This is a genomic window from Vibrio sp. Vb2131, from assembly GCF_033338535.1.
Taxonomy (GTDB): domain Bacteria; phylum Pseudomonadota; class Gammaproteobacteria; order Enterobacterales; family Vibrionaceae; genus Vibrio; species Vibrio alginolyticus.
Genome location: NZ_JAWOSW010000011.1, coordinates 128,084 through 141,635, shown reverse-complemented (window position 1 = coordinate 141,635; position 13,552 = coordinate 128,084). Strand labels below are relative to the sequence as shown.

At 48.6% G+C, this 13,552-nt stretch carries 7 protein-coding genes; 6 read left to right on the top strand and 1 reads right to left on the bottom strand.

What is annotated here, in order from left to right:
• Positions 1-168: 168 nt before the first annotated feature.
• The gene (gene fdhF, locus R7E38_RS13500) at positions 169-4,407 is read right to left on the bottom strand and encodes a formate dehydrogenase subunit alpha (protein WP_318081837.1); all 4,239 of its coding nucleotides are present in this window, start codon (positions 4,405-4,407) and stop codon (positions 169-171) included.
• A 304-nt stretch (positions 4,408-4,711) separates the two neighbouring features.
• On the opposite strand from fdhF, the gene R7E38_RS13495 reads away from it, so the two are divergent.
• The 6 genes from R7E38_RS13495 (at position 4,712) to R7E38_RS13470 (ending at position 13,533) form a co-directional block, all read left to right on the top strand.
• Complete coding sequence (locus tag R7E38_RS13495) at positions 4,712-5,134, top strand: hypothetical protein (RefSeq protein ID WP_205461304.1); 423 nt, start codon at positions 4,712-4,714, stop codon at positions 5,132-5,134.
• Between the two features lie 135 nt (positions 5,135-5,269).
• A complete protein-coding gene (locus R7E38_RS13490) occupies positions 5,270-6,661 on the top strand; it encodes a TolC family protein (protein WP_318081836.1) in 1,392 nt (463 codons plus the stop codon).
• A gap of 164 nt (positions 6,662-6,825) precedes the next feature.
• Entirely contained in the window at positions 6,826-8,544 is a 1,719-nt protein-coding gene (locus tag R7E38_RS13485; RefSeq protein ID WP_318081835.1) for an efflux RND transporter periplasmic adaptor subunit, read from the top strand.
• Between the two features lie 2 nt (positions 8,545-8,546).
• Positions 8,547-11,714: an efflux RND transporter permease subunit gene (locus R7E38_RS13480; protein ID WP_065275411.1), complete on the top strand. Its 3,168-nt coding sequence runs from the start codon at positions 8,547-8,549 to the stop codon at positions 11,712-11,714.
• Between the two features lie 76 nt (positions 11,715-11,790).
• Positions 11,791-12,357, top strand: coding sequence for a copper-resistant cuproprotein CopI (copI, locus tag R7E38_RS13475; protein ID WP_054577088.1), 567 nt, complete (start codon positions 11,791-11,793; stop codon positions 12,355-12,357).
• Between the two features lie 324 nt (positions 12,358-12,681).
• The gene (locus R7E38_RS13470) at positions 12,682-13,533 is read left to right on the top strand and encodes a carbenicillin-hydrolyzing class A beta-lactamase CARB-42 (RefSeq protein ID WP_005375420.1); all 852 of its coding nucleotides are present in this window, start codon (positions 12,682-12,684) and stop codon (positions 13,531-13,533) included.
• Positions 13,534-13,552 lie beyond the last annotated feature (19 nt).

Genomic DNA, 13,552 nt, shown 5'->3' with positions numbered 1-13,552 from the left:
AGTAAGAAAGGAAAACTAACCGGAGCGCGGTGATAACAGAAAAGTAAAAGGAGTTTGAAGAAAAAGACAATCCGAGTGAATGTAGTGAGAGCGGAAATCAAGAGTAGATTATCCGCCCATCAACTAGGCTCAAATTGTCAGTGCCCACAACAACGTGACTCGCCGAATTTAAACGTGTTGGTAACTATCTTCGAGAGACTCTGTCTGCGTTGTCTTTTCGCTCACTTCCACTTTAACCGCAGCGACCTTGAACTCAGGGATCTTCGCATGCGGATCAGTCGCTGTTGTCGTTAGACGGTTGACTGGCGATTCAACAAAGTGGAATGGAATGAACACCACTCCTTTTTGAATACGCTTAGTCACAAAGGCATCAATCTCAATGCTGCCGCGACGTGCAGACACCGTCAGACGCTGACCATTACTGATGCCTAGCGCTTCTGCGTCTTCCACGCTCACCATCGCACGAGGGCCAGCAAGATTATCCAACCCTTTGGTTTTGCGCGTCATGGTGCCAGTGTGGAACTGCTCAAGTACACGACCCGTCGTTAACACAAGTGGGTACTCTTCATCTGGCAACTCAGCCGCATAACGGAACGGTACGCCCACCATTTGCCCTTTACCACGAGTAAACTGGGTTTGGTGCATGATGCGAGTACCTGCCGGGTTGTTCTTGTTGCTCGGCCATTGCACACCGTTTGGCGTAATGGCATCCCAACGAAGACCTGCGTATTGAGGCGTCACTCGTGCGATTTCATTCGTGATATCAGACACGCAATGGTAATCCCAATCACTGCCCATGGCATTGGCAATTTCTTGAATAATCCACCAATCTTCTTTCGCTTCACCCGGTGCCGTGACAACCGGATTCACGCGCTGAACACGACGCTCCGTATTGGTGAAGTGCCCCGCTTTCTCTGCAAACGAGCAAGACGGCAGAACCACGTCCGCGTATTGCGCGGTTTCCGTTAGGAAGATGTCTTGAACCACCAAGAAATCGAGCGCTTCTAAACCTTCAATCACATGCGCTTGGTTCGGGTCACTCAACACTGGGTTCTCACCCATGATGTACATACCACGAACGTCACGATGGCAAGCCGCATCAATGATTTCTGTCAGGGTTAAACCTTGCTCAGAAGGCAGATTTGGCGCATTCCATTCAATCGCAAACTTCTGACGCACAATTGGGTTATATACCTTTTGATAGCCCGGGAAGCTGTTTGGCAAGGCGCCCATATCACACGCGCCTTGCACGTTTGATTGACCACGCAATGGGTTAATACCACCACCTTCAATACCGATGTTGCCACACAGCAGTTGCAAGTTAGCGATAGAACGCACGTTGTCATGACCTGTCGTATGCTGAGTGATACCCATCGAGTAGTAAACAGCCGTACGATCTGCCGTACCGATCATGCGCGCCATTACTTGAATGTCTTCAGCTTTAACGCCTGTAACCAACTCCACTTTATCGAGGTTGTAAGCTGGCGACATTACTTCTTGCAGTAAGGTATCAAAGCTGTCGACACGTTCTTCGATGTACTCTTGATCGTACCAACCGTTCTTGATGATCTGCTGCATGACACCGTTTATGAGCATCACATCCGTCCCCGGACGGTGCGCCATATACAGCTCAGCATGCTCTGCCATATCGACGCGTTTCGGGTCAGCCACAATCAAGCGAGCGCCGTGGTGACGAATTGCTTGTTTGATATGTGAAGCAATAATCGGGTGCGCCGATGTGGTATCTGAACCAATAATAAAGATCACATCCGAGTGCTTAATGCTTGGAATGTCGTTGGTCATTGCACCACTACCCAGTGACGCCTCAAGACCGGTTACACTCGATGCGTGACACAAACGCGCACAGTGGTCGACGTTGTTAGTGCCTAGTTCACGACGGACAAATTTTTGGAACGCGTAGTTGTCTTCGTTGGTGGTTTTCGCTGAAGAAAAACCCGCTAATGCGTTGCTGCCAAAATCTTGCTTGATGCCAGAGAACTTGCTCGCAATCAGTTGAATCGCCTCTTCCCAACTTGCAGGCTGCAACCAACCATCTTTACGAATCAATGGCGTGGTAAGACGCTCTTCACTGCCAATGAAATCAAAACCAAAGCGCCCTTTCACACACAGCATGCCTTGGTTCACCGGCGAGTCACCGCCTTTCACGTAACGAATCGTATTGGTTGCTTCGTCCACGAACATGGTCAACTTACAACCCACACCACAGTATGTACAAATGGTGTCGACCGCTTTCAGATCTTCAGTACGACCTTGCGAACGGTCACGACTATCGACCATCGCACCCGTTGGACACACTTGAACGCACGCGCCACATTGCACGCAGTTCGAATCACCCATTAGGGTTAAGCCATTCTTGTTACTTCCAAAGTGTGGACGATCGTCAGGACGTAATGCGGGACGACCTTGTTTATCGCACACAAAGTTCAGTACACCGTGCACGGCTTTGTCGCGACACGCTTGGATACACTGACCACAGCTAATACAGCGGTTAGCATCAAACTCAATAAACTCAGAGCTGCGGTCAACTTCGTACTTATGACGCAAGTCTTTCGCACGAAGATCTAACCAATCTTGATGCGATTTAATCTGCAAGGAGAAGTCAAAGCTCTGCTCGGCTTCATATTCGGTGGAGTAGTCACGTAGCGCACAATCGGTATTGGCCTGGCAACCACATTCTAGACAGCGCGCGGCTTCCTGCATCGCTTCTTCGTTATCAAAGCCCAACTCCACTTCAGCGAAGCTTTGCTCGCGTTGTGCTGGAGTCAATTCTGGCATGATAGATCGAGCGACTTTCTGGATGTTCTCGAAGTGAAGCTGATCGACTTGAGAGAGTTTCTTCTCTTTGCGCGAGTTGAACGCTGCCTTTGGCATGTCTGCCATATCGCCATTCAAAAACAGATCAATGGCTTTTGCCGCAACGCGACCATCACCCACGGCTTCAACTGCCGTTGCTGGACCACGGCGGAAATCACCAATACTGAAGATGTTACCCGTGCCGGTGTGCATGGTCTTTTCATCTGCATCGGAGGTGTTCCAACGCGTTAGCGGAATAGATAAGTCTTCACCTTCTAGGAAGCTCAGGTCTGGCTTTTGCGATACTGCCGCAATTACGGTGTCGAACTCTTCGGTAAAGAACTCGCCGGTTGGTTTAGGGCTTCGACGACCAGATGCATCCGGCTCACCCAACGCCATGCGCTCTAGACGAATCGCACTCACGCGTCCGGTTTCATCGGCAAGGTTTTCTGCCGGGTTGGTCAAGAAGTGGAATTTCACCCCTTCGTGTTCCGCTTCGACAATCTCGTAGTCTTCTGCTGGCATTTCGTCACGGGTACGACGGTAAATCAACGTGGTGTCTGCACCAGCACGACGCGCAGTACGAGCACAGTCAATTGCCGTGTTACCACCACCGATCACCGCGACTTTTTGACCCGTTACATAGTTTTGCTCAGTGACGTAATCTTTAAGGTAATCAACGCCTAAGTAGCAACCTTCAAGGTCACTGCCTGTGTAACGCATTTCAACCGCTTGAGACGCACCGACAGCCAAACACACTGCGTCGTATTCTTCGCTCAATTGAGAAAGCGTGAAATCCACACCTAGCTTTTGATTGGTGTGAACTTGCATGCCATTGCGGCACATCAGTTCGATTTCTTTATCGAGAATGTCTTTTGGTAAACGGTATTCTGGAATACCGTAACGCAACCAACCGCCCGCTTTTGGCATGGATTCAAAGACCGTAACGTCGTAGCCTTCGTTCGATAGGTAGTAGCCAGCTGTCAGACCACCAGGACCACTGCCGACGACGGCAATGTTCAAACCTTTGCTTGGTTTCTTTTCTGGTACGTAGGCTTCATGCGCAGACAAATCCGCATCCGCGGCATGACGTTTTAGCTGACGAATTGCAATAGGCTCATCGACTAACGAGCGGCGACATTCACTCTCACAAAATGCCGGGCACACACGGCCAATCGATAACGGCATAGGCAACGTACGCTTAATCACTTCAATCGCTTTTTGATGATCGTTCTGTGCGATGTGATATAGGTACGACTGGATATCCACGCCCGCTGGACATGCTGTTTTACATGGCGCTTCACAATCGGCGTAATGATCCGTCATGATACGGTTAAGTGCTTTTCTGCGGTGCTCGCTTAATTGTTCTGATTGCGTGACCACATTAAGGCCGCGGTAAACTTCAAGTTCACACGCACGCTTAGTACCGCCGCTTTCGACTTCAACCACACACAAGTCACACGGTACTTTTTCATTACTTTTGTTCATTCCGCACAGCGATGGGATCTCGACCCCACACACTTTTGCTGCTTCTAAAAGGGTTAGACCCTCTTCTACAATTCTATATTTTCCATCGATGACAATTTCTATCATGCAACCCCCGCAGCAAAGCAAATCCAAATCTGCACAAGTAAAACCATGCATTTTATAAGGATAATCATTTGTAAGACAAGTTAGTGTGATGTAAAACTTATAAACCACATTTTTCACGTGTCATAAAAAGCGAGAGCTTCTTTCGCTAACTTTCAACACTCGGTGTTTAACAAACGTTTAAGTGCGAAAACAGAAGGGTTGGACTATTTTGATAATAAGAGTAATAAATGATTGACCTTACCCTTAGGTTAACCTTTAGAATCGAAGGGTTTTCATCATTTTCATCAAACACATGGGAAAGGGTATGCACTTAAAATCGCTGCATACAATCTGGTTAACTCTCTTCACGACGCTAGTGCTATTGGTATCTAGTGTGGCGAACAGTGAGCCGTTGATGAATATTCAAATGATGTCTATTGGCATGGCTCACCATCCTTCTATGATGAGTGACAGCGAACACTGCGGTATGCCTGGCATGATGGACGTCTCCATGACAGACGCTTCTATGTCCGAAGATGGCGATGCAAGAGAAACCAGCATGAACTGTGGTGGAGGCTCCGGCATGGTTCATACCTGCTGTACTGCCGCGTGTACGATAGTTTTCGTCCCCCTACCGAATCCTATCAATAGCCCAATGCCCGTCGTCTATCGCGCAACTATTACTCCTGAAGTTGCTTCCCCAGTCGTACACGTCAGCCGCGACCTATACCGACCTCCTATAGCCTAAATCCGTCCTAGCATTCGACCCTGCGCGTGTATCGCAGGTTGTTTTAATGCGCCTGAGCGATGAGGTAACAAGGCTTTACTGTTCCCGCAATAAAATCCGCACCTCCATCGATCCGGCGAACACTGGATTTAGATTATGGATATCAAACCATACCGCTTAGCTGCACCTATTTTTATGGTGGCTCTGGTCGCTGCGCCAACCTTGGTTAACGCCGCTGGTAAAGAGACGCACGCAGCGCAAAATTCCGCATCAAGTGAGCGAGCTTCAACGACCAAGCTTGCCCAACTGATCAACGTCGCTTTGAGTAACGATGGCAATCGTAAGCAATACTCTGCGCAATCTGCTGCCATGCGTGAAACGGGCCTCGCGAGCGCGACCTTGATGGACCCAAAACTGAAAGTGGGTTTTGGTGGCTTGCCTGTCGACAGCTTCAAATTCGATGAAGACCCAATGACCAATATCTCCGTTGGTTTAATGCAACAATTTGAGCGTGGGTCGACGCTTGATTTACAGCAGAAGAAAGCCAATCAACAAGCTGACGGCCTTGGGCTTCAAGTCCATGCTCGTGAGCTTGAGGTAGCCAACAGCATGACTCAACTTTGGTTAGAGCTTGGTTACCAGCAACGCGCGGAGCAAATCATGCTTGAGAACCGCAAGTTGATGAAGGAGATGGAAAGCTTTATTCAAACCAACTATTCGATTGGTAAGAGTGAAGCGCAAGACCTACTCAACGCTCAATTACAAGTCAGCAAGTTGGATGAGAAACTGCAAGCCAATGCACAAATGCAACGTCGTCTTATCTCTCAACTCTCCGAATGGTTGGGTTCAGATTGGTTGGCGAATGAACAGGCTCTGCACGCGAGCAACCAACTTAATTGGGACACACTGAACGGCAAACTTGCTGCTAGTCAGGGTTCCACCAAGCATTATCAACAACTCAGCCAACACCCGATGGTTAAGATGGCCGACGTCAGCATCTCTGCCAATAAAACTCAGGTGGAAATTGCTGAGCAAGCCTACAACCCACAATTTGGCGTCGAAGTAATGTACGCCTACCGCCAAGCCGACAACATGATGGGTGAGCCAGCATCAGACTTGGTCAGCGCTTACCTAACCATGGACATTCCGTTGTTTACGAGTGACCGCCAAGATCGCAATCTTGCTGCCGCTCAATACCAAGTTGGCGCGGCACAATCACAAAAAGACACCTTACTAACGCAGATGAATGCCAAGGTGAACACTTTGCTGGTTAATCGCGGCAACTTAACCCAGCGTTTAGAACGTTATCAATCCACCTTATTGCCTCAAGCGAAAGCGCGCATTCAAGCCGTTGAGCGGGGTTATCAAAACAACACAGCGCAGTTTAACGATGTGATTTCTGCCACGACTGACGAGTTGGCTCTGCAATTAGAGCAACAACGTCTGCTGACCGATCTCAACATCGCAAACAGCAATTTAGCCACCCTACTCGGTGGTTTCGACTACCAAGTGGCTTCACCGGAAGCTCGCTCTATTTCGACATATTAATTTGTGATTCCCCAAGACAGTTGGGGCTACAGCTAGGCGGCAAACGAGAGAATCCCATGAGCACTTTCCCTAACAAACTAAGGGATCTGCTATGTGATTTGGGTGAACGAGAGCAGGCAACAACGCTGTAGCGTCAAATGTGAAGGGGAAAATAAGGTAAAACAATGAAAACATTTAAAATTGCAACCATCGCGCTGATTGTTGGTGGTGCTTTAGGGTTTGGTGCTAATCATTTTCTTACGGGCTCGACTCACGACATGAGTGCGATGGGTGACGAATCTGCTGCAAGCTCTAATGATCCGCTTTACTGGGTTGCCCCAATGGATCCGAATTACAAACGCGACAAGCCGGGTAAGTCCCCAATGGGCATGGATTTGATTCCGGTTTACGCAGAAGACCTATCCGGTGAACAAGACGCACCGGGTACAGTGACTATTGACCCTTCAGTAGAAAGTAACCTCGGGGTTAAAACCGCAAACGCGACACTACAGCAGTTATCACCACGCATCGAAACGGTTGGCTATATTGCCTTTGATGAAAGTCTGTTATGGCAAACCAACGTTCGTGTGGCGGGTTGGGTAGAAAAACTCTACATCAATGCCGTGGGTGAGAAAGTGAAGAAAGGCGATGTGCTTTTCACGCTCTACTCTCCTGAACTGGTTAAAGCACAAGAAGAATTGCTGAATGCGTACCGCACTGGCCGCAAAGGTCTTGTAAAAGGCGCGACCGAACGCTTGGTAACGCTTGGGGTTGACCGTGCTCAAATCAAATCCATTACTCGTAGTGGTAAAGCATCGCAAACCATTGAAATCAAAGCGCCTGCTGATGGCGTTATCGCGAGCTTAAACGTGCGTGAAGGTGGCTATTTGTCCCCTGCTCAAGCGGTGATCAGTGCAGGTCCTTTGGACAATGTTTGGGTTGATGCAGAAGTCTTTGAGCGTCAAGCGCACTGGATGAAAGCGGGCTCTCAAGCCACGATGACCCTTGACGCGATTCCGGGCAATGAATGGCAAGGTGTTGTCGATTACGTGTACCCAATCCTCGATCCGAAAACACGTACGTTGCGTGTGCGCCTTAAATTCCCTAATCCAGATAGCGCATTGAAACCAAACATGTTCGCCAATATTGCCCTGCAGCCTGTCACTGACGACGCAGTATTAACGATTCCTAAATCATCTGTTATCCGCTCTGGCGGTATGACTCGCGTTGTCCTGGCGGAAGGTGATGGCAAATACCGTTCTGCTCGAATTGAAGTTGGCCGCGAAGCTGGCGAACAAGTCGAAGTATTACAAGGACTTAAACAGGGCGACAAGATCGTTACTTCATCTCACTTCATGCTCGATTCTGAATCAAGCCAGTCGGCGGATCTATCTCGCATCAATGGTGTAGAAGCGGCAGCAGAAACGGCATGGGCCAAAGGTGAGATCACGGATGTGATGAAAGATCACCGTATGCTGACCATCAACCACCAGCCTGTACCAGAATGGGATTGGCCGGGCATGGTAATGAACTTCACTTTCGCAGATGGCGTTGAAATGGGTGACTTGAAAAAAGGTCAGGCTATCGAATTTGAAATGCAAAAGACGGAGTCCGGTCAGTACCAAATCGTTGACTATAAGGCAGACAACAGTGTCATTACGGCAGAAGTTTGGCTAACTGGTGACATCACTATGTTGATGGCCGACTTTGGCATGATCACCTTAAACCACCTACCCGTTGCAGAATGGAACTGGGATGCAGGCGAGATGAACTTCTCAGTGGGTGAAGACGTTGATCTATCGGGTTTTGAAGAAGGACAGAAAGTTCGGTTTCTAGTTGAAAAACAAGGATCTGACTACGTTCTTAAACAGCTAGTTCCTGCAACAACAGCCGTCGAGGGTTAATTATGATCAATGCTATTATTCGTTGGTCACTGAGCAACCGATTCCTAGTGTTGGTCGCGACCTTAGCCCTTGTATTAGGCGGACTTTACAGTGTAAAGAATACGCCTGTTGATGCGATTCCGGATCTTTCTGATGTGCAAGTGATCATCAAGACAAGCTATCCGGGTCAAGCTCCTCAAGTCGTTGAGGATCAAGTTACTTACCCACTCACCACCGCCATGCTTGCCGTGCCGGGTGCTGAGACAGTTCGTGGCTACTCCTTCTTTGGTGACTCTTACGTTTATATCATTTTCAACGATGATACCGACATGTACTGGGCACGTTCACGCGTGTTGGAGTACTTAAGCCAAGTAGCACCAAAGCTGCCACCGAACGCAAAACCAACCCTAGGTCCTGATGCAACGGGCGTGGGCTGGGTTTACAGCTACGTATTACAAGACAAAACTGGCAAGCATGATTTGGCGGATCTTCGCAGCCTGCAAGACTGGTTCTTGAAGTACGAATTGCAAACCGTTGATGGCGTTTCTGAAGTCGCTACCGTGGGCGGTATGGTGAAGCAGTATCAAGTGCAGATTGATCCTGCCAAACTGCGTGCGTACAACCTCACTTTGCAACAAGTGAACATGGCAATCCAAAACGGTAACCAAGAAACTGGCGCATCCGTTATCGAAATGGCTGAAGCCGAACACATGGTTCGTACCACGGGTTACCTAACCAGCATTGAAGACATCAAATCACTGCCACTAAAAGTCACTGAGAAAGGCACGCCGTTGCTATTAGGAGACATCGCAGACATTAACCTTGGTCCACAAATGCGCCGTGGTATCTCAGAGCTGAATGGCGAAGGTGAAGCGGTCGGTGGCGTTATCGTGATGCGCTTTGGTGAAAACGCCAGTGAAGTGATTGCGAAAGTCAAAGACAAACTCGCAGACCTACAACGCAGCCTGCCAGAAGGCGTGGAAATTGTTGCAACCTACGACCGCTCTACCCTTATCGATTCAGCGGTAGAAAACCTATGGAAGAAGCTTGCAGAAGAGTTCATCGTCGTTGCGATTGTGTGCGCGTTGTTCTTATTCCACATTCGTTCTTCGTTGGTTATCGCTCTGAGCCTACCGGTCGGCATTCTCACTGCGTTTATCGTAATGCATTGGCAAGGCATCAACGCCAACATCATGTCCTTGGGTGGTATTGCGATTGCCATCGGTGCCATGGTGGATGGTGCAATCGTGATGATTGAAAACGTTCATAAGCACATTGAACGAACGCCACTGACCGACAAAAACCGCTGGCAAGTAATAGGTAAAGCCGCAGAAGAGGTCGGCGCACCGCTGTTCTTCTCGTTGCTGATCATTACTCTTAGCTTCGTACCGGTGTTCGCCTTAGAAGGCCAAGAAGGCAAGATGTTCTCGCCGCTTGCGTTCACTAAGACGTACGCCATGGCAGCGGCAGCAGGTTTGGCAATCACACTCGTCCCTGTGCTTATGGGCTACTTCATTCGCGGTAAGGTGTTACCGGAACACAAAAACCCGGTTAACCGTGGCTTGGTCGCGCTGTACCGCCCGCTGTTGAACACCAGCTTAAAATACCCTAAGACCATGATTGTTATCGCATTAGGTCTAATGGTGTCGGCTTACTACCCAACCAGTAAACTGGGTAGCGAGTTCATCCCGCCGCTGGATGAGGGCGACTTAATGTACATGCCAACGACCTATCCGGGTATCTCGATTGGTAAGGCGCGTGAGCTTCTACAACAAACCAACAAGCTGATCAAAACCGTTCCAGAGGTGAAAACCGTATGGGGCAAGATTGGCCGAGCTGAGACCGCAACCGATCCAGCGCCACTCACCATGATTGAAACCGTGATTCAGTTGAAGCCACGCGATCAATGGCGTGAAGGGGTTACAACCGAGTCACTGCGTAAAGAGTTCGACAAGTTGGTTCAGTTCCCTGGTCTTACTAATGCTTGGGTAATGCCAATCAAAACGCGTATCGACATGCTGGCAACGGGCATCAAAACCCCTATCGGCATTAAGATCGCGGGCCCAGATCTGAAAGTGATTGAGAAGATCGGCTCTCAGCTAGAGCCAATTCTTAACGGCGTACAAGGCACGGCATCGGTTTATGCAGAACGTGTCGCAGGTGGCCGTTATGTCACGATCGACATTAAACGTCGTGCCGCAGCGCGTTATGGCTTGAGCATCAAAGACGTTCAGCAGGTGATCTCCACTGCGGTGGGCGGCATGAATGTGGGTGAAACCATTGAAGGCTTGGAGCGTTACCCAATCAACGTTCGTTACCCACAAGACTACCGTGACTCAGTAGTTAAACTGCAAAACCTACCATTGGTGACACCAAATGGCGCTCGTATTGCGCTGGCTGACGTAGCGGACATTCGTTATGAAGACGGCCCTCCGATGATCAAAACGGAAAACGCGCGTCCAAACGGCTGGGTGTTTGTCGACATCGATGGTCGTGACCTTGGCTCTTACGTCGTGGAAGCACAGCAAGTCGTGGCTGATCAATTGGAACTTCCTGCGGGTTACTCGCTGGCTTGGTCTGGTCAATACGAATACATGGAGCGTGCGAAAGACCGCTTGAGTGTCGTGGTACCAATCACCATCGCCATCATTATGCTGCTGCTTTACTTCAGCTTCCGTCGTGTCGGTGAAGTGATGATCATCATGCTTACCCTACCACTCGCTATGGTTGGTGGTTTGTGGCTCATGCATATCCTCAACTACAACTTCTCGATTGCCGTTGGGGTCGGCTTTATTGCCCTAGCAGGCGTCGCGGTTGAAATTGGGGTCATCATGCTCGTCTACCTCAACCAAGCATGGCACTACAAAAAGCTGGATGCGGAAGAGAGCCAACAGAAGCTTGAAGCGAAAGACCTAACCGATGCCATTCGTGAAGGTGCAGGCCTTCGTGTTCGCCCAGTAATGATGACGGTACTGACGGTCATTATTGGTCTGATTCCGATCATGTACGGCGAAGGTACAGGATCAGAAGTAATGCAACGTATCGCCACCCCAATGATTGGCGGTATGGCATCGGCACTGCTGCTGACACTGTTGGTACTTCCAGCCATCTTCAAGCTGTGGAAACAACGCGAGTTGCGCCAGAGCAATGCGACTAATCACCAAGCTAGTGATGTAAACAACAACGCTTAATCCCTACCTTCCCCTCAATCAATTCGTTTGGGGGGAAGCAACCAAATTATTAATGAATTAAAACAAGGATATAAAAATGAAAAAGACACTAATCACTCTTGCTCTAGCCCTAACAACAACGACTGCGTTTGCCCAAATGGATCATGCAAACATGGACCACGCGAACATGGATCATAACAACATGAAGCATGAAAATATGGACCACGGCAGCATGAAGATGGACCACAGTAAAATGGACCATTCAAACATGATGGATATGCCGGGCATGTCGGCAGTAGGTATGCCAGCAAAAGGTGCAAAGCCAGACAAGGTGGTACACGTTATCTTGGGTGATGACATGACCATCAAGTTCAAGAAAGACGTTAAGATTGAGCCAAACGATGTGGTGCAGTTTGTGGTGATGAACACAGGTAAGATCAACCACGAGTTTACGATTGGTTCGGCTAAAGAGCAGCTAGAACATCGCGAAATGATGAAGACAATGAGTGGCGATCACATGCATGACTCAGACAACGCAGTTACGGTAGAACCAGGTAAAGCGAAGCAATTACTGTGGCACTTCCACGGTGACAACAAGGTTGAGTTCGCGTGCAACATTCCGGGCCATGCAGAATCGGGCATGGTTAAAAAGATTGAACTGTAAGTAATTATCCAACTAGACAAAGGAGCTGATGATTCAGCTCCTTTTATTTCTGGATCAAACTATTCGTTAGCTCATGACAAGAAATTCTGAGTCAGTGTCTCACGCTAAGATATTTTTGTGACCGAATCACTGACGTAATATATAAGCCAAACTACAGGCCTTGATAGCAACACTCTTCTCCCCATATTTAGACCGTTTAAGCGTATTGCAAAGAATCCTACATAAAATAGACATAGATTTAACAGTGTTTAGAGTATTGGCTCGTTATAGTTTACGTGACATCGCTACGGTGCGAACTAAAACTAAAATTGAAGAACACGATCCATGAAAAAGTTATTTTTGTTGGCTGGGCTAATGGTTTGCTCAACCCTAAGTTACGCGTCCCAACTGAATGAGGACATTTCTCTCCTCGAGCAACAAACCTCAAGCAGAATTGGGGTGTCAGTTTGGGATACCCAAGCAGACGAGCGTTGGGACTACCGTGGCGATGAACGCTTCCCACTCATGAGCACATTCAAAACCCTAGCTTGTGCCAAAATGCTAAGTGATATGGACAGCGGTAAGCTAAGTAAAAATGCGACCGCAAAAGTCGATGAGCGCAGTATCGTTGTATGGTCTCCAGTGATGGATAAGCTCGCAGGCCAAAACACACGCATAGAGCACGCGTGTGAAGCCGCTATGTTAATGAGTGATAATACCGCAGCCAACTTAGTATTAAATGAAATTGGCGGCCCTAAGGCCGTAACAATGTTTCTGCGAACAATTGGAGATAAAGCAACGCGCCTAGACAGAATAGAACCTCGCTTGAACGAAGCCACACCAGGCGACAGCCGCGACACAACCACACCTAACGCCATACTAAACACTCTTCGAACTTTGGTCGAAGGCGAAACGTTGTCTTATGAGTCTCGTGTACAATTAAAAATCTGGATGCAGGACAACAAAGTTTCAGACTCGTTAATGCGTTCTGTATTACCAACAGGTTGGTCTATTGCAGACCGTTCTGGTGCGGGGGGTCATGGTTCGCGTGGCATTAACGCGATTATATGGAAGGAAAATCATCGACCTGTTTACATTAGTATTTATGTCACAGAAACCGAGCTCTCACTTCAAGCTAGGGACCAACTCGTTGCGCAGATAAGTCAGTTGATTTTACAAAAGTACAAAGACAATTAAGTCACCACTCACCTGACCC

Excerpts from the sequence above, each read along its gene's own strand:
- R7E38_RS13490 (WP_318081836.1), top strand. The coding sequence starts at position 5,270 with ATGGATATCAAACCATACCGCTTAGCTGCACCTATTTTTATGGTGGCT.
- R7E38_RS13470 (WP_005375420.1), top strand. The coding sequence starts at position 12,682 with ATGAAAAAGTTATTTTTGTTGGCTGGGCTAATGGTTTGCTCAACCCTA.
- R7E38_RS13480 (WP_065275411.1), top strand. The coding sequence starts at position 8,547 with ATGATCAATGCTATTATTCGTTGGTCACTGAGCAACCGATTCCTAGTG.
- R7E38_RS13495 (WP_205461304.1), top strand. The coding sequence starts at position 4,712 with ATGCACTTAAAATCGCTGCATACAATCTGGTTAACTCTCTTCACGACG.
- fdhF (WP_318081837.1), bottom strand. The coding sequence starts at position 4,407 with ATGATAGAAATTGTCATCGATGGAAAATATAGAATTGTAGAAGAGGGT.
- copI (WP_054577088.1), top strand. The coding sequence starts at position 11,791 with ATGAAAAAGACACTAATCACTCTTGCTCTAGCCCTAACAACAACGACT.
- R7E38_RS13485 (WP_318081835.1), top strand. The coding sequence starts at position 6,826 with ATGAAAACATTTAAAATTGCAACCATCGCGCTGATTGTTGGTGGTGCT.